Annotated in this window: 12 protein-coding genes; 2 read left to right on the plus strand and 10 right to left on the minus strand. The window is 51.9% G+C overall.

Annotation, left to right across the window (positions count from 1 at the left end):
* Positions 1–84 precede the first annotated feature (84 nt).
* The 9 genes from GRF55_RS10960 to GRF55_RS11000 all read right to left on the minus strand — a co-directional run bounded on the left by GRF55_RS10960 (position 85) and on the right by GRF55_RS11000 (position 13,268).
* Positions 85–627 carry a cysteine hydrolase family protein gene (locus GRF55_RS10960; RefSeq protein WP_220368437.1) on the minus strand — a complete coding sequence of 181 codons (543 nt, stop codon included), beginning with the start codon at positions 625–627 and terminating at the stop codon, positions 85–87.
* A gap of 187 nt (positions 628–814) precedes the next feature.
* Positions 815–3,697 (minus strand): thiol protease/hemagglutinin PrtT, encoded by a 2,883-nt coding sequence (locus GRF55_RS10965; protein WP_220368438.1) that lies wholly within the window; start codon positions 3,695–3,697, stop codon positions 815–817.
* Positions 3,698–3,709: 12 nt separating this feature from the next.
* Positions 3,710–5,494, minus strand: coding sequence for a fibronectin type III domain-containing protein (locus GRF55_RS10970; RefSeq protein ID WP_220368439.1), 1,785 nt, complete (start codon positions 5,492–5,494; stop codon positions 3,710–3,712).
* Positions 5,495–5,751: 257 nt separating this feature from the next.
* Entirely contained in the window at positions 5,752–6,342 is a 591-nt protein-coding gene (locus GRF55_RS10975; RefSeq protein ID WP_220368440.1) for a DUF3109 family protein, read from the minus strand.
* On the minus strand, positions 6,336–7,001 hold the full coding sequence (locus tag GRF55_RS10980) for a uracil-DNA glycosylase (RefSeq protein ID WP_220368441.1): 666 nt from the start codon (positions 6,999–7,001) through the stop codon (positions 6,336–6,338). The genes GRF55_RS10975 and GRF55_RS10980 overlap by 7 nt, the downstream gene beginning before the upstream one ends.
* 31 nt (positions 7,002–7,032) lie before the next feature.
* The gene (gene gpmI / locus GRF55_RS10985) at positions 7,033–8,556 is read right to left on the minus strand and encodes a 2,3-bisphosphoglycerate-independent phosphoglycerate mutase (RefSeq protein WP_220368442.1); all 1,524 of its coding nucleotides are present in this window, start codon (positions 8,554–8,556) and stop codon (positions 7,033–7,035) included.
* Positions 8,557–9,008: 452 nt separating this feature from the next.
* A complete protein-coding gene (locus GRF55_RS10990) occupies positions 9,009–10,205 on the minus strand; it encodes a phosphotransferase (protein WP_220368443.1) in 1,197 nt (398 codons plus the stop codon).
* A 12-nt stretch (positions 10,206–10,217) separates the two neighbouring features.
* Positions 10,218–11,192 carry a right-handed parallel beta-helix repeat-containing protein gene (locus GRF55_RS10995; protein ID WP_220368444.1) on the minus strand — a complete coding sequence of 325 codons (975 nt, stop codon included), beginning with the start codon at positions 11,190–11,192 and terminating at the stop codon, positions 10,218–10,220.
* 27 nt (positions 11,193–11,219) lie between these two features.
* Positions 11,220–13,268 (minus strand): family 20 glycosylhydrolase, encoded by a 2,049-nt coding sequence (locus GRF55_RS11000; RefSeq protein ID WP_255563795.1) that lies wholly within the window; start codon positions 13,266–13,268, stop codon positions 11,220–11,222.
* A gap of 118 nt (positions 13,269–13,386) precedes the next feature.
* Between GRF55_RS11000 and GRF55_RS11005 the strand changes: the two genes are divergently transcribed.
* Positions 13,387–14,511 (plus strand): CapA family protein, encoded by a 1,125-nt coding sequence (locus GRF55_RS11005; RefSeq protein ID WP_220369705.1) that lies wholly within the window; start codon positions 13,387–13,389, stop codon positions 14,509–14,511.
* A gap of 5 nt (positions 14,512–14,516) precedes the next feature.
* On the plus strand, positions 14,517–15,902 hold the full coding sequence (locus tag GRF55_RS11010) for an alpha-L-fucosidase (protein WP_220368445.1): 1,386 nt from the start codon (positions 14,517–14,519) through the stop codon (positions 15,900–15,902).
* A gap of 80 nt (positions 15,903–15,982) precedes the next feature.
* On the opposite strand, the gene pnp is transcribed toward GRF55_RS11010, so the two are convergent.
* Positions 15,983–18,325 carry a polyribonucleotide nucleotidyltransferase gene (gene pnp, locus GRF55_RS11015; RefSeq protein WP_220368446.1) on the minus strand — a complete coding sequence of 781 codons (2,343 nt, stop codon included), beginning with the start codon at positions 18,323–18,325 and terminating at the stop codon, positions 15,983–15,985.
* Positions 18,326–18,718 lie beyond the last annotated feature (393 nt).

An 18,718-nucleotide genomic window follows, 5' to 3' on the forward strand; every position in this document is an offset into this window, starting at 1 on the left:
CAAACAACAGATGAGAAACGACAAATATGACAGACCGCTTTGGCTTTGACCAAGCATAAATGTCAACGCCCGCTGAGGAGATTCTCAGAACAAATCATTTACGCTGCAAATGGTTGCCCCGTAGATTTTCTCGATGTAGGCGAGCCCTCCGGTGTAACCTTCTTCAGTGTCGGTGTCGGTAGTTTCCCGTGGGACGATGATGTTGAATCCCCTGAAGAAAGCGTCGGCAGAGGTGTGACGGCAGCAGCAGTCAGCCTGCCATCCCGTAATCACCACGGTATCAACTCCGAGTTCCCTGAGAACGAGCTCGAGAGTTGTCTCGTAGAAGCCGCTGTAAGTCTTCTTGGGAATGATGTAGTCGCCCTTTGCAGGTTTGAGCTCGTCAATAATTTCCGCTCCCTTCGTGCCCTCTACAGCATGGGGTCCCCACACCTTGAACTCCTTGTCGATGTCGGGTGTGTGACAGTCATTGGCGTAGATGACAGGAATACCTTCGGCGCGGGCTTTTTCGCAAAGCTTCTTGATAGGTTCGATGATGTGGTTGACACGCGGTGAGGCGATGGGTCCTGTGACAAAATCATTGAGCATGTCAATGACGATTACGGCATACTTTTTCATGTCTTTCATTTTTTTAATTCTGGTTTCAACAACTCAGCACAACAATGTGTGCCAAATACTGCCACAAATATAAATATATTTTCCGGAATTACAAGCCTGTTGCATCAAGAAAATTCATTCCCCTGCTACGAAAAAACCTCTGCCTCCAGCCTTACGGGACTGAAAGCAGAGGTGTTGAAATCTCCTCCAAGATTGGTTATTTGCTTATCTTCTGAGTAAAGACGCCATCACTGGTGGTGACGCGCACGAGATATACGCTGCTGCGCAAGTGTTCTGCCTCAACGTCGCTGCCGTTGCTCCGGCGGGCAACACAACGCCCGCTCAGGTCGAACACCTCGATGTTTTTCACTGCGACATCGCCCTTGACAGCCACACAGATACGGTCGCCGTCCATGAAGACTACCGGCTTGCTATCGGCGGAGCTGACGGATGTGATGCCCGTAGATTCGTCCACGACATCAATCAACTTATAGATTTTATCGTAGCTGCCGATGCCCGACGTGGAGCTTGTTCCGATGCCCGACGTGGAGCTTGCTCCGAAGTCATAGACCAGGATGTAGCGTCCCACGTTATAGGTGATAGTCGATGAAATGTTGGCGGTGTATTGTGCTCCTGCTGCCAGGTTCACTCTTTCCATTTTGAGGATGCCGCCACTGCTCAACGTATATTGGCGCATGCGCACATAGATATACCCGTTATAGGCAGCAGGGGCTTCGAAAGTCACGGAGCCTGTCAGCTTCGTACCCTTCACCACTTGGTCGGGCATATTGATAGACACGCCGTTGAGACGGATGTCGGTGCCTGTGCCGACGCTGATAGTGTCGCCATAATAGGCTGAACGGGTATCGTCAACAATCTGACCGTCGCCCGTGAGATAGCTCACCTGGATGAAATAGTTGCCCGGATTAACAGGCATCTGCCGATAGAACGTGAGCGTCTTCGACTCACCTTTTTCCAACGTAGCGTCTGCCTGCTGATACATATAGCGCTTGGTGGGATCGTTCGCATCCACAAGATAGAGTATCACGCCGACCTTTCCGGCTGCTCCATAGTTGCGGCTGTTGAGTGCGAAATAGACCATATCGCCCTGATTGGCAATAATCTGACCGTCGCGGCGCTGCCAGAGCACATTCTGCGTCAGGTGCATCACGGGATAGTCTGCCTCAGGCAACACGGTCAGTATGTCCGATGCGACCGTCTCGGTGAACGGATGCTCAGGGAATCCCTTTTCAAAGAGGACAATCCTATAATCACCTGCAGGCATTTCATCGCTGAGGTTGATGAGAAATCTGAGCGACTCGGTGCTCTCGTCATAGATGTTCACGGCGTTCTCGTAGTCATAATGGGTGTCATTTTCCACTGACTGGAAGCGCACCACGACATTCTTCAGATGCAAATGCTTTGAGTTGTTCTGCAGAACGAGCGGCAGGACAATCGAACCCTTGGCGTAAACCTCCGGAAATTCCGATTCCACTTTCTCGAGGATGGTGACATCGGGAACCGGTGTATCGACTCCTTCTGTTTCGATATATCCGTTGTTGACATTCACCTTGATGCGGTTGCTGTATGGGATGCCCTGCGGATTGCGCCCGATGCCGTGTCTCAAGAACTTCCATTCATCGGTAGCACTCTCACGGAACATCAGGCGGATATATGCCAGACCGTTGGCGATGGTGCTCGACACCGTTTTAGGAACATCGCGCACGACGAACCCCATGATATATCCCGTCCGACGGTTGGTATAGGCATTGATTGTCTTATCCTCTGTCTTCAGGATCTGCAACACCTCACCGTCGCGCTCCAACACGGCAGCAATCTGACCGTTGAACGGGGTCACGTCATAGTTCTCCACCGTTCCTCCTATGGAGAATTGGTCGCCGAAATCGTTGTTTGTCATCATCGTTGAGAAGTAGAGCGGGCGCTCATAGACGGTCGTCCCACTAGTCGGCGGCTGAATGCCTGTGATGATTTCCTGGTCGATATTGTAAGCACCTTTTCCACCACCCTCACCCAATCCGGCGGGCTCGAGATGGTTGACACTGAAATAGCCGTTGTAGTCGCCATACCATCCCCAGTTGATGTGAACGAAGTCCTCCGTATCATATCCGTCACAGACAAAAGCGTGACCACCCAGTCCGTCTTCGCTCGAAGCAGCATAATAGACGGGGCGCTGCGCATCGATTTCGCTCTTGATGATGCTGAGCCACTCGGAAGTGTCGTAGTAATTCCGTTTGCGCATCGTCGTACCGCTGTCATAGCGGAAATAATGGCGGAACGCATTTGGCACGATGGGCGATACGGCACCGCTGCCACCTGCCACATATTCCATCTCAACAGCCACTCCGAAATGGAATGCGAGTGTCGAGATGGCATCTTTCTGAGCCTCCGTCGCCTCTACTCCGCGATACGTGTTGAGGATGTTCGCCCAGTCGTAGGTGGTGTTTCCGAAGTCTGCACTCAGTGTCTGTCCACATCCCTTGGTATCGGTATAGGTTTTCGTGTCGTTTCCCTGTGCGGGATAACCATGATATCGCATAATCTGCGTTGCTGCCGTAGCCACACAGCCAACGTAATAATGCTTGGTCTCTCCGCTGGCGGTGTAGGTGGGACACTTCAGATTGTAAGGAGTGTCCTGTCCCCACTTGATTTCGCCGAGCAATGGAGCCTGGACGGGAGTTCCCACACGACTGGGCGAGTGTACGACGCCCGTCTTGTTGCGACAACTCTCAATATACATCTCGTTGAGCTTCATCCACTCGCGCAGATTCTCCGGCATACTTTCCCAGTCGAAAGTACCCTTGTCTGAATAGCCAAGCACGGGAATAGCCGTATCATCGCCCGACACAATCACAAAGCCGTCGCCGTCACCTATATTAAATATATAATAAGGTGTGTCGGCAGCTGTGGCATTTTTCATCAACCTCTTGGCTGACACAGATTTGAGCGGAGCGGCTTTCTTGCCGCCACGCTTACTGAAGAATTGTCGTGCCGTCTGCTCTGCCGTCTGTTGGTCAACGGGACCTGCCCATGACAACAGGCAAGCAAACAACGCGACAAAAAGAAATCTACTTCTTTTCATACACCTATCGTTTTACTTAACAAGCACCTTCTTCCCGTTCACGATATAGATGCCCTTCGTGGTCGGCTTGCCATTGAGAAGAACGCCTTGCAGGGTGTACCACTTGCCGTCTTTCACCGTTTCCTGCTCGCGGTCGATGTCGTTGATGGCGGTCGGGTCAGAATAAGACACTTCTATCTCGTTCGATTTGTCAGAATAGATGTTGTCAACGTAATATCCTGTATAAGAAGAGCCTTTCACCGTCGGCGCGTAGGCAGCTACCTTATAGGAATAGCTGATATTGTCGGTAAACGCCACGTTGAACAGACAAGAGGTCACATCGCCCACGTCTTTGGTCTCTACTAACGAAGTCGCTTTGTCACCTGCTGCCAAGTCTTGTGACACAGTAAACTCGTCCATGTAGAACTTGTTAGTACCACCATATTCGATGTAAACATAGGTCTCGGCATTTCCTTTTTCCGACTCAATCGTATAGTTGGCAAAACCGCCCGACACTTTCACCGTCGCGCTGTCCACAGCATCGTCACCACCATTATAGATATATACTTTCACAGAGTCTTCCTTGTAGGTGCCGTAAGAATTAGAAGCAGCTTTCATCGTCAACTTGAACTTGCCACTGTTCTTAGACAGGTCGATGGCTGGTGTACAGATATAACCCGTACCGCCAAACGGACCGATGCCGAAATAGCCGTTGGCAGCGCAAATATTAGATGCCGTCCACCCCGGATCGGCTGTATAGGTATCCAACGCATAAGTCGAAGGATATGAGGGAGAACTCAAAGTGCCTTCTGTGAATCCAGAGAAGTCATCATGAAGTATATTCACCGTGCTGTCGTTTGCCAGTATCTCGTGCTTATAGAGACTCACTTCGTAGCCCTCTGCACCCTCAACAGCATTCCAGTTGGCAGTGAAGCCCGTTGCCGTCACATCGGTTGCTTCCGTTGCTTCCGGAGCCGAAACACTTGATATGGGCTTCACCACGCGGATTTCATTCGAATAGGCAGAAACATATTCGTCGCGCTTCGCACGCACCGTGAAATAGTATTTCTTGCCGGCAGTCAGTCCCGTCACCTGCTTCGAGTGGGTAGTGGCGTATGATGAAGAGGGTTTATCTACTGCTTCATCCTTCAACAGATATTCTTTCTCCTCGCCGTTCTTGCTATAAACGTCAAGCAGATAACTTGTCGCTCCAGCCACTACCTTCCACGTTGCAGTGAAAGAATTGTCGCTGGCTGTTGTCGGCTGTGTCGCCTCCGGTGCACCGATAAATGCCTGACTGGCTTCTATCTTCAGGTCGTCGATGAGCATGCCACTGGCAATCAGATAGGGTTTGATGCGCAGGTAACCAGAAGCCTTTCCGCCACCGCACATCACTTCAATCGTCGTCCAATCACCATTGTCGAGATAGATGGTCGCCGTAGCCGTATAAGAGCTGTTTAGCAAAATCTGGATTCCTCCGCCCGTAGCGTCCAATGCCTTCGCACGGAACGTGATTCTCAGGTTACCACCATTGCCCGACATGTCGGTATTGGCAGTCTGAAGATAACCGTTATCACCAATTTTCAGACTACCGCCAGCCTCATAAACTCGCGAACCCGACCAACTGGCAAGGGTATTACGAAGCTTATTGCTGGAATACGAACTGATGTCTGTCGTAGCAGGTGTAGATTCTGTGCCTTCCGTGAAAGCATCAAAATTCTGTTCAAGCACCACGATGGTATCGCCCTCGGCTGCAAAAGCAGATGCACAAGGCAACAATAACATCATCAACAAATGTTTGAGGAAATGTTTTTTCATATACATATTATAGTTTAAGATTAATAATAAGCGAAATAAAATTCATAGATATCTGGCTACAAAGATAAACAATTTTCATAAAAAACAAAATAAAATGTACATTTTTTTTGAATATTTTTATTCACATTGAAGTAAATAAGCGAACGAAACATTGCAGAAAGTCAGTGTAAACCGAGCTTAGAAGAAAGAATGTCTGCTTTCTTTTTATATTGAGACGCTGCCCGATTTGCCTTTCAGAATTCTAAAAGTCGGAGCGTTTATTGGGAAAGTTCCGCAGCCAGCTGGCAGAGTTCGTCGTACCAGTCTTTACCGAAACGTTGGATGAGGGGCTCGCGAAGGAATTGGTAGAGCGGTATGCGGAGTTCACGCCCTTTGGTGATGGCATCGCGACAGATGTCCCAACGGCTGTAGTTGAGTCCGACGGTTCCGTTGGAGAAGCGCTTTTCCCGTATGGGATAAAGTGAACAACTGATGGGTTTGCAAAAGGTGGTTTTTCCCTGTCGATAAGCCCGTTCCAACGCACACAAACAAGCCTCTCCCTGATAGCAGGTAAATACGCAGTCTTTCCCGTTGACGATGCTGGTGACAAGGTCGCCCTCGCTGTCCACATAGCTCACGCCCTGTCGGTCGATAACCGCTTGTGCCTGTGCCGAGAGGTCATCCCAAACGGTGTCTAGCGAATCTTCTATTCCGCTGATTTCATCGAGTGTCACCGGTGCCCCGGCATCGCCTTCGACGCAACAGATACCCTTGCATTTCTCGTAGTCGCAGCAGAAATATTCGGTCAGGATTTCTGAAGTGAGCAATACGTCGCCTACTTGCACGATGGTGGGATGCTGTGTTACCATTGTATCGGGGTTATCTGGTGGTTTTCCAAGTATTGGTTGCACTGTGAGAAGTGATGGTTTCCGAACCATCCGCCGCGGTTGGCACTGAGCGGTGAGGGGTGCACGCTTTCGAGCACGAGGTTCTCCGATTTGTCAATCATATAGCTTTTCCCCCGTGCATAGCCTCCCCAGAGCATATAGACGAGGTGTTTGCGCTGGGTTGCCAGCGCCTTGATGGCTGCATCGGTGAAAGTCTGCCAGCCTAACTGTGCGTGTGAATTAGGCTGACTTGCCCGTACGGTGAGCGTGGCATTGAGCAACAACACGCCCTGTTGTGCCCACCGTGTGAGGTTTCCGCTGTTGGGAATGGGTGTTCCCAAGTCGTTTTGGATTTCCTTGAAGATGTTTTGAAGCGACGGCGGAAACGGCACTCCGTCTTGTACGGAGAAGCTGAGTCCGTGCGCCTGTCCGGGCTGGTGATAGGGGTCTTGTCCGATGATGACCACCTTCACCTGATGGAACGGACACAGGTTGAAAGCGTTGAAGATGAGTTTTCCCGGTGGATAGCACACACCCGACGCATATTCCTTCCGCACGGCATCGGTCAGCAGGGCGAAATAGTTTTTGTCAAATTCTCCCTGCAGTTGTTGTTTCCACGAGGCTTCTATCTTTACATCCATACGCTGGGTGATGTTGCTAAGGTGATTCTTTCTAATGGTCGCTGATGAGACACTCGCCCGTCATGTCGGCAGGCTGTTCCAGTCCCATGATGTGGAGGATGCTCGGTGCCACGTCTGCCAGTCGTCCGTCTTTCACTTTCGCCGAATTATTGTCGGTCACGTAGATGAACGGCACGGGGTTGAGCGAATGGGCGGTGTTGGGCGTACCGTCGTCGTTGACGGCATGGTCGGCATTTCCATGGTCGGCGATGATGATAGCTTCATAGTCGTTTTTCTTCGCTGCCTCTATGACGTCTTTCACGCATTGGTCTATCGCCCATACGGCTTTGGCTATGGCATGATACACGCCGGTATGTCCGACCATGTCGCCGTTGGCGAAGTTCACGACGATGAAGTCATATTTCCCCTGATTGATGGCTTCCACCAGGCGGTCTTTCACTTCGTATGCCGACATCTCTGGTTTCAGGTCGTATGTAGCCACTTTAGGACTTGGCACTAATATGCGGTCTTCGCCGTCGAACGGTTCCTCGCGTCCGCCGTTGAAGAAGAATGTGACGTGTGCATATTTCTCCGTTTCAGCCGTGTGCAGCTGTTTTTTGCCCTGCTTGGAGAGATATTCCCCTAACGTGTCCTCCACGTTTTCTTTCGGGAAGAGGATGTGTACGCCCGTGAACGAGGCGTCGTAAGGCGTCATGCAGTAGTATTGCAGTCCGGGAATCGTTTTCATTCCCTGCTCCGGCATGTCCTGTTGCGTCAGTACGACAGTCAGTTCCTTTGCCCGGTCGTTGCGGAAGTTGATAAAGATAATCACGTCGCCCTCTCCGATACATCCATCGACGGCACAGTTGTGGATGGGTTTGATGAACTCGTCGGTCACGTCTTCATCATAACTTTCCTGCATGGCAGCCAGAAGGTCAGTTGCCTGTTTGCCCTTGCCGCCGACGAGCAGGTCGTATGCTTCCTTGATGCGCTCCCACCGCTTGTCGCGGTCCATCGCGTAGAATCTTCCGACGATGCTGGCAATGGCTGCGTCGTTGGCTTCGCATCGCTGCATCACTTGCTCGATAAATCCTTTTCCGCTCTTCGGGTCGGTGTCGCGACCGTCCATGAAGCAGTGCACAAACGTCTGGTTTTTCAGTCCATACGCCTTGCCCACTTCTATCAGTTTGAACAGATGTTCGAGGCTGGAGTGCACGCCGCCGTCGCTGCAAAGCCCCATCAGATGGAGTTTTTTGCCCTTCTCTTTGGCGTAGGTGTAGGCAGCTTTCACCTGCGGATTCTCCACGATAGAGTTATCCTTACATGCCCGGTTGATTTTCACCAGGTCTTGATAGACGATGCGTCCTGCACCGATATTGAGATGCCCCACCTCAGAATTTCCCATTTGTCCGTCGGGCAGCCCCACATCTTCGCCGCTTGCCTGCAGCTGACTGTGTGCCGACACTGCCGTGAGATAATCCAAATAGGGTGTCGGGGTATTAAAAATCACGTCACCCTTATCCTTTTTTCCGATTCCCCAACCGTCGAGAATCATGAGTAATGCTTTTTTTGCCATCGTCTTTTTCTTTTTGTTTTTTGTTCTTTTTACCTTTTCTCAGCCCTCGCTGAATTTCCCTGCAAAGTTACGATTAAGCGAGGACAATACAAAATTTATTCGTTCATTTCTTATTTTTCGTCACTGTTCCGCAGTCCTTTCGTTGAGCGGCTGTAGAGCGTTGGTTGTCGCTACGTTAAAGTTTCGTAAACCAAACTCGTACGAAGTTGATGACCAAACTCGTACGAGATTGGTATGGAAAGTCGTACGAAGTTGGTATGGAAACTCGTACGAGATTGGTTGATGAAATCGTATGGGATTGGTCAACGAACGTGCAACGTAGCGATAACCAATGTTTAATATAGCGACAACGAATGTTTAACGCTCGGATAACGAAACGTGCCACTCCCGGGTGGCGGGAGTGGCACGTTTGGGTGGTGAAAGGATGCTGGAAAACGGCTTCCTAAGGCGGTTTACAGTGTCCAGTCGGCAAACGTCTTGCTCGTTTCGACGATGAAATCCCACTGTTTTATGATGCGCTCTTCGAACGTTGCCTTGCATTCTTCGATGACTTCCTCGGGGAAGGAGTCGGAGAGCGAGAGCCAGCTGAAGTTGCGGATGTAGGACACTGCCCGTATCTGGTCGCACCGGTGCGCGATGGTTTCTTCGCTTTCGCCCTCGAAATAGTAGCGAATCATCTTGTCCCACACTTGTATTCCGAGCTCCATGGGGATGCCGATGATTTTCTCGTAGTCGCCCACCAGCCCGACCATAGCCGAGTAGGCGTGTCCGAGGTCGATGAGCGGATGACCGTAACCCACCTCGCCCATGTCGATGAGCATCAGTTCGTCGCCCTGCATCATCGCGTTTTTCGCCTGCAAATCGCAGTGTAGCAGTCTGTTGCCTTGCGGAATGGCGCGGTGTATCTGCAAAAGCATCTCCACCCGTTCGTCACCGAAATAGCGGCGGACATGGTTGATGCTCCGCTCGTCGTTCTCGTGAGCGTTAGGGATATTGCTGGAGGGCGGCACCTCGATGTCGTGCAACTGGCGGAACAAGCCGGCGTATTGTCGTGCATACTCATCCACGTTTTCAGGATGGTTCTTGATGCACTGGCTCAGCGTCTGGGCTTTCAGCAGTTCATAGACTAGTCCGTACTGCTTGCCAACCTGCACCATGTCGAACGAAATGGCGGTCGGCATTCCCAGGACGAACGCTTCCTTCGCCATCGAAATCTCGTTGGTGATGTCGTTCATGCTTGTCCCTTCGCGGAACACTTTGATAATCGTGTCGTCCGAAACGCGATAGACCACGCCGACGCCTCCGCGCCCTATTTCCTCGCACCCTTCGACACACATTTGCCGAAGTCCGCGCTCGACGGTCATCATCTTCGTGAATCCCGTCATCTCGAACACGTTGTACACGTCGGGGCATACGTTGACCAACTTAAAGGAGGGATATTTCTTCTTCAGCATGAGCATCAGTCGCAAGCCCGAACTCGAGATGTATTCCATCCCGCAGCCGTCCCACGTCAGTTCTTTCACGCCGGGTGCGTCGTTGAGCTTTGTCGCCAGCTCTTGCTGTATCTCTGTTGTGAGCGATGAATCCAGTCGCCCGTCAAACGAAATGGTCATGCAACCATTTTCTTCTTTAATCTGTATTATGTCCATGTTTTCTGTGTTTTAGTGTGGTCCTATTCCCCGTTCGGGCAGTTCTTCGACGAATTCGTCATGCCATATATTGTCTCTGCCGTCTGCATCCACGAAGTTGGTCGTGCCTACCGCCTCGAAAGGGTGGTGGATTTCGCATCCGCTCAACACGATGGTGTTGTTCAACTGGAAGAGCGGCGCCGTCTGATGGTTGCCGTAGATGCGGCAGTTGGTGAAGTTGACGTTCTCGCTCCATCTGCTTGTGATGAGTTCAAATCTCTCGTTTCTGAAGAAGTCGCACGTCATGAAGTTGATGTTATTGCAGTCGAGCACCTCCATGATGCCGTAGGAACAATCGCGGATGATGCTCTGCGTCATTGTCAGTTGGTGTGTCTTCGACGCCACGATGCCGTATGTGCCGCATCCGTAGAGGTCGCAACTGGAGATGAGTATGTTCTCGCAATTGGACGTGCCGATGACGCCACCTTCGCAATAGCCATCTTCCGTATGGCCGAGCACGAGATTGTCTATCGTCACATTCCGGCACCCCATCAGGTAGAACACGAAGGCATATCGCGGTTGGACGACAATCTTCGCCCCATGCTTACCGCGTATGGAGAGATTGCTGATGTTGACGAGCGTCAACTGCCGTCCGTCAAACATTTTTTCACTCATGATCCATTGCTCGTTACTTGCTGCCAGTCTGCCCTCAACGAGGAAATGCTCTCCGTCGTAGGCGTTGATGAAACGGCGGTTGGCGGTGCGGAAATTATCCTCGTTTTCCAACACGCGCGACAGGTTCAGCGTCACGTTCTCACTGATGATAATCTCGCGGTCCGAGCCCAATGCAATCAAGAAATCCAACTCGTTGTCCACCTCGAACACCTGACTGGATGGTGATGCCCCGTCAGCAGGCATGCGGTCTTCCGCCGCCTCTTGCACCAAAGGGGAAGCAGACAAGGCAGCAAAGCTCATGCCCACCACTAACATTGATATCATTCTTTTCATTGTCCTTTGTTTTTTATTGTGTTTGATTCAATTTATCACGATTTCATCGGTAAAAATCCATCCTCCGAACTTTCCTTCCGAAGCCTGCAGACGCACATACCGGGCACGCGCCTTGCCCTCCCATCGGAAGTGGCGGATGAAGTAATCCTTGTCCCGGCTCACCTCCCTCACTTCAAGGTCGCCTACCTTCCAGGTCGTGCCGTCGTCCGAGAAAGAAACGCGAACTTCAGCCGGTTCGAAAATCTCCGGTCCGGTGAACTGCATGAAGTCGGCTGCCACGCTGCGGATAGTCTGCTTCCTGCCCATGTCGATGACGACGTCGAGCCGTTCCGAACTGATGAATCCTTGCCACCGACCGTCGCCGTAGGACCAGCCGCCGCGCTTCCCGTCGGTCAGCGAACCGTCGCCTCCCGCCCTGTATGCGTCCGAATAGGGAGCCAGATATTGCACCTTCTTGCCCCTGCCTTTGTGGCGTATCTCTGTCCGCGATTCGACACGTGCACCCGTCTCGTTCTTCAGGTCGAAGGGATGATAGCCGTTTTGTTGCAGCCAACCGACAGCCTTCAATGCCCGACGGCGGAAGTCAGCATAGTCGTCTGACTGCGGACTCCATCCTCTTTCGGCTATGGCAAGCATCCGCGGATAGAGCATATACTCCACATGCTCAGGTGTTTCAATCATCTCAGTCCACAGGTTCCCTTGTATTCCGATGATATATTTTTCCTGTTCCGTCCCTTTCATTTCCGGAGGAATGGGGTCGTAGCCGAATACTTTTTCCAACGGAAGGAAACCGCCGAAGGCTTTCGGCTGACTTTCAGGCGCATCCTGATAACCGTCCAGGTAGCAGTATCCGCCAGGCGACATGACGACGCGGTGCCCCATCCGGGCAGCTGCCAGACCACCTTCCGTCCCCCGCCACGACATCACCGTTGCGTTCGGAGCCAATTCGCCCTCGAGAATCTCGTCCCAACCCAGCAGTTCCCTGCCGTGACGGTTCAGGAATTTCTCGATGCGGGCAGTCAGATAAGCCTGCAACTGGGCAGCCGTCTCCAATCCTTCAGCCTTCATTCTTGCCTGGCACCTGGGACATTTCATCCATGCCTGCCGCCCCGACTCGTCGCCTCCGATATGGATATACTTCGAGGGGAAGATGCGCATCACTTCCAAAAGCACGTTTTCCAAGAACTCAAACGTCTGCTCGTTGCCTACGCACAAATCGCCGCAATCCTGCCCTGCATTCACACACTTCAACTCGGGATAGGCGAACAGCACCTCTTCAGAGTGACCGGGCATCTCTATTTCGGGGATAACCGTGACGTGGCGATCCATGGCGTAGCGCACCAAGTCGCGCAGTTCGTCCTGCGTGTAATAGCCTCCGTATGCGCCCGTCGCATCTTTCCCGCAATAGCGCCGGTCCTTTTCAATCCACCATCGCGTCCAGTCCGACTGCGTGCGCCAAGCCGTTTTTTCCGTGAGCAGCGGATATTTCTCCGTCTCCATGCGCCATCCGGCAGCGTCGGTCAGGTGCAGATGCAACCTATTCAACTTGAAACGCGCCATGGCATCGATTTGTTTTTTGATGAAATCCACGTCCCAGAAATGGCGCGAACAGTCGAGCATCATGCCACGATAAGCAAATCTTGGCGCATCTTCTATATCCACGAACGGCACTTTCCCGTCGTCCGATAACTGGCTAAGCGTCTGGAAAGCATAGAAAAAGCCCGACGCACTGCCAGCCTGAATACGGATGCCACTGCCATCGACATGCAAGGTGTAGCACCCTTCTTCACGCAACTCCGAGCGTGACTCTATCAGTATGAAGTTCTCGGTTGAACGCTCGCGCATCACGGTCAAATCCTTCCCCACACAACGGCGCAGGGAAGCCACCGTTCTCCGTGCCGCCTTGTCCTGCATGTTGGTGTGAATGACCGTCTCGTCGCTGATTGTAAAAGTGCCTTTACCGACCGTCATTGATGACGGCAACGGCAAAACCGATTGCGACATGGCACTTACGCTGCCGAACAATACGAACAGCAGGCACATGCAACAGCGCTCTATACTCACTTCAAATCTCATCTTCTGCAAATATAGCAAAACTTCTGCAATAACCATAAAAAAACAACGTAAAAACATCACCTTATCAATTATTTTCACTATCTTTGTACATCGTAAATGAACTATCATGAAAACTGTAATGCAAAAAATCAGAACACTCGCCATCTCACTTATCATCTGCTCGTGCGCACAGAACAACGGCAGCCGAGTGCAGGCGCAAAACACAACACCTGAGGACACCACGACCCGGCAAGTCACACTCCTTTTTGCCGGCGACCTCATGCAGCACGACGGACAGATAAAGGCTGCCCGCACTGCCGACGGATATGATTACACCGACGTCTTTGCACGGGTAAAGCCCGAAATCAGCCGCTACGACATTGCGGTGGCAAACTTCGAGGTGACACTGGCAGGACCACCATACAAAGGCTATCCGTGTTTCTCGGCTCCTGACGAATATCTCCGGGCGATTATCGATGCCGGATTCGACGTGATGCTCACCTCAAACAACCATAGTTGCGACACACGCGCGAAAGGACTGGAACGCACCATCGTCATGATGGACTCACTGAAAATGCCCCATCTGGGGACTTACCGCCATCAGAAAGAGCGCGAGCAGAACTATCCGTTCATCATCGAGCGCAACGGCATACGCATCGCCATGCTCAATTTCACCTACGGAACGAACGGCATTCCCGTGCCGTCACCATACATCGTCAATCTGGAAGACACGGCGCAAATAGCAAAAGACATCATTGCAGCAAAGAAAAAGGATGCCGACGTCATCATCGCATTCCCACACTGGGGCATCGAATATGCGTCACTGCCCAGCAATGCGCAGCGGAAACTCACGCAATGGATGCTCAACAAGGGCGTGGGCCATGTCATCGGCGGGCATCCGCACGTCGTACAGCCGTTCGAAGTGAGCGAAGACAACAAGGGCAACAAGCACCTCACCGTCTATTCGCTCGGCAACTACGTCTCCAACATGACCAAACCGCATACCGACGGCGGCGCCATGGTCACCATGACACTGACCAAGAAAAACGGGAAGACAGCGATGACCGACTGCGACTACTCGCTCTTCTGGGTGTCACGCCCACTGACTTCGGGGCGAAAGAACTTCCGCATCTACCCGGCGGGATGGACCACCGACGAGATGAACGCAGCAGAGCGCAGCCTCCGCGAGCGATACCTCAGCCTCACACGCACGCTGTTTGAGAAACACAATAAAGGCATTAAAGAAAAATTAGTCACTGAATAATTCCTATGAAAAAGAAAATCTTACTACCGTTACTGCTGCTCGCCCTCTCACCCGTGATGAGAGAAAGCGGAGCAGGATGTGCCCTGGCACAAGGAAACATCCACAAGCGTTCAACCACCTATGAGTGGCCCAAAGAAAAGGATGTAGTCGAAAACCTCAAAGCATGGCAAGACCTCAAATTCGGAGTGCTCATCCATTGGGGGCTCTATGCCGTGCCGGGCATCGTGGAGTCGTGGTCCATCGTTGATGAAGACTGGATCACACGCGACACCACCATGACCTATCAGCAGTACAAAGACTGGTATTGGGGCTTTGCCGAGCAGTTCAACCCGACCAAGTTCAACCCCGAACAGTGGGCACAGGCGATGGATGACGCCGGCATGAAATACATGATTTTCACCACCAAGCACCACGACGGATTCTGCATGTTCGACAGTCGGGAGACCGACTTCACCATTGCCAAGCACGCCTTCAAGGACAATCCCAAGCGCGACGTGCTGAAATACGTGCTCGAAGCATTCAGAAAACACCAGTTCAAGATAGGAACATACTTCTCCAAGCCCGACTGGCACTCGCAATATTACTGGTGGGATGTCTATCCGACGAAAGGCAGGAATGTGAATTATCCCGTTGACAAATTCCCATGGCGCTGGGAACAGTTCAAGAAGTTCACTCACAACCAGATGCAGGAAATCCTCACCCGCTACGGCAACGTGGACATCCTCTGGCTCGACGGCGGATGGGTTTGCAAGGAACGCAAGCAGGACATCGACATGCCGCGCATCGCACAGATGGCACGCAGCCACCAGCCGGGACTCATCATCGTGGACAGAACCATACACGGACCGTACGAAAACTATCAGACTCCCGAGCGCACCATCCCCGAAACACAGCTCGACTATCCGTGGGAAAGCTGCATACCGCTGTCCGACGACTGGGGATACGTGAAGCGACCGCGCTGGAAATCACCCGAAAAGGTGGTCAATACGCTCATCGAAATCGTTGCCAAAGGCGGCAACCTCGTGCTCGGAGTGGGACCGACTCCTGAAGGACTCATACAGCCCGAAGCCGTGGAGCGCCTGAAGAAAATCGGCGACTGGATGAAACGCAACGGCAAGGCGCTATACAATACGACCACCACTCCGCACTATAATGAAGGCGATGTGTGGTTCACGGCATCCAAAGATGGAAAGACACACTATGCCGTTTATATGCTCCAAGAAGGAAAAAGTCTGCCAGCGCAAATCAGTTGGACGACCAATCTTCCCAAAAAGGAAGTGCGTCTCGTGAGCAATGGAAAGAAATTGAAGACGAAAGTGAAAGAAGGAAAAGTAACCGTCACGCTGCCTGCAGGACTGCCGCAGCAATCGGTAGCTATGGAAATCAAGTAAAGGAAATCATACATATATATATAATAAGGTGGCTTTGAGAAAATCTCAAAGCCACCTTTATTTACAGCAAATATCTGTATTTAGAAATCAGCCTCGTGGTCGAGCGAGTCGTTGAAGTCGCGCGGCTCACGCTCTTCCATCGGGTCGTGATAGTTGCGGTTGTCTTCGCGCGTTTCATAACGGTTGAAGTTGTTGTGCGGACGGCGCTCTTCATGATGGCCGTTGCGCTCCGGACGTGGGCGACGCTCTCCGCGCTCGGGGCGTGGACGGCGTTCGCGCTCAACGTATCCTTCCGGTTTCGGCATGAGCACGCGGTGTGAGAGCTTGTATTTGCCCGTCTTCGGGTCGATGTCGAGCAGCTTCACCGTAATCTTGTCGCCTTCGTGCAGACCGGCATCTTCCACGGTTTCGAGACGCTTCCAGTCTATTTCGCTGATGTGGAGCAGTCCGTCTTTGCCCGGCAGTATCTCTACGAAGCAGCCGTAAGGCATGATTGACTGGATGGTGCCCTCATAGACTTCGCCCACTTCGGGTACGGCAACGATTGCTTTGATTTTCTTGATGGCTCCGTCGATGGCGTCTTTGTCGGGTGCACTTACCTGCACTTTTCCTACGCCGTCTTCCTCATCGATGACGATGGTTGAGCCGGTTTCTTCCTGAATCTGCTGGATAATCTTTCCGCCAGGACCGATGACAGCTCCGATGAATTCTTTCGGTATCTCGAATGCCACGATGCGCGGTACGTGCGGTTTGAGTTCGGCGCGCGGTTCAGCGATTGCTTCGGTGAGTTTTCCGAGGATATGCTCGCGTCCGGCTTTTGCCTGCATGAGGGCTTTCTCGAGGATTTCGAACGACAGTCCGTCGCACTTGATGTCCATCTGTGTGGCTGTCAGACCGTCTTTCGTACCTGTTGTCTTGAAGTCCATGTCGCCGAGGTGGTCCTCATCGCCGAGGATATCGGAGAGGACGGCATATTTCTCTTCGCCCGGATTCTTAATCAATCCCATTGCAATGCCGCTGACGGGCTTTTTCATGGGCACTCCGGCATCCATCAGTGCGAGTGTTCCGGCGCATACGGTTGCCATCGACGACGAGCCGTTTGACTCGAGAATCTGACTGACGAGGCGCACGGTGTAGGGGAAATCTGCCGGGATTTGGTCTTTCAGTCCGCGCCAAGCGAGGTGTCCGTGACCGATTTCGCGGCGTCCGACTCCGCGCTGTGCCTTTGCTTCACCCGTGCAGAACGGCGGGAAGTTGTAGTGGAGCAGGAACTTCATGTAGCTCTTGTCGAGCACGTCGTCGACGAGTTTTTCATCGAGCTTGGTTCCCAAGGTACACGTTGAGAGACTCTGTGTCTCGCCACGCGTGAAGATAGCGCTTCCGTGGGGCATTGGCAGAGCATCCACTTCGCACCAGATGGGGCGTATCTCGTCGGTCTTGCGCCCGTCGAGGCGGATTCCTTCGTCGAGGATGCAGCGGCGCATAGCATCGCGCATCACGTCGTGGTAGTATCTTTCAGCCTCAGCATGCTTCTCTTCGAGTTCCTCATCGGAGAGTTCTGCATGGGCAGCGTCGTACTTCTCGAGGAAGTCGGTGATAATCTTGTCGAATGCTTCCTGACGTGCGTGCTTCTCAAGTGCCTGCTTGGTCACGTCGTATGCCGGCTGATAGAGTTCGTTGTTGATTTGCTCGCGCAGAGCCTCGTCGTTCACCTCATGGTCATACTCGCGCTTCACGTCGGTACCGAGTTCGCGACTGAGTTCCTTCTGCAGTTCACACATCGGGCGGATGGCATCCATGGCGGCTTTCAATGCACCGAGCAGGTCTTGTTCAGACACTTCCTTCATCTCACCTTCCACCATCATGATGTTCTCGGCAGACGCTCCGACCATGATGTCCATGTCGGCTTCTTTCATCTGCTGGAACGTCGGGTTGATGACGTACTCGCCGTTGACGCGTGCCACGCGCACCTCACTGATGGGGCATTCGAAGGGGATGTCCGAGCAAGCGAGTGCTGCCGATGCGGCAAATCCTGCGAGAGCGTCCGGCTGGTCAACGCCATCGGCACTGAACAGTATGATGTTTACGTAAACCTCTGCGTGATAGTTTGAGGGAAAGAGCGGTCTGAGCACCCGGTCAACGAGCCTTGAGGTAAGGATTTCGTTGTCACTCGGTTTTCCCTCTCGTTTAGTGAATCCTCCTGGGAATCTGCCTGCTGCCGCATACTGTTCGCGGTAATCTACCTGCAACGGCATGAAATCTGTTCCCGGAACAGCATCTTTTGCTGCGCATACGGTTGCGAGCAGCACAGTGTTCCCCATTCGAAGCGTTACGCTTCCGTCGGCTTGTTTAGCCAGTTTTCCTGTTTCAATGGTGATGGTTCTCCCATCAGCCAACTGAATCGTCTTGTTAATAACGTTCATCTAAAAAATCTTTATTGTTTTAACTACATCTAAAAATATATATCTGAGCGAGTCGGAATACCTCCCCGCAAAAAACGCTGCAAAGTTACGAATAAGTGAGGGAAGAACAAAATAAATTCATTTATTTTTTATTCCGAACGAAAGTAACTTCTTGAAAGTTACGAATAAGTGAGGGAAGAACAAAATAAATTCATTTATTTTTTATTCCGAACGGAAGGAGTTCCCTTGAGCTGTGCGAAAAACTTCTTAAAAGTTACGAATAAGTGAGCACACTACAAAATAAAAGCTTGTTTCTATTTTTATTGTCGAACGAAAGTCACTTCATTTCGCTTACCTCCCCGCTTACTTCCTGCGATGATGACGACAATCACCCACCTCGGTCTGCGGGAGTTC

The organism is Prevotella sp. Rep29, assembly GCF_019551475.1.
GTDB lineage: Bacteria > Bacteroidota > Bacteroidia > Bacteroidales > Bacteroidaceae > Prevotella.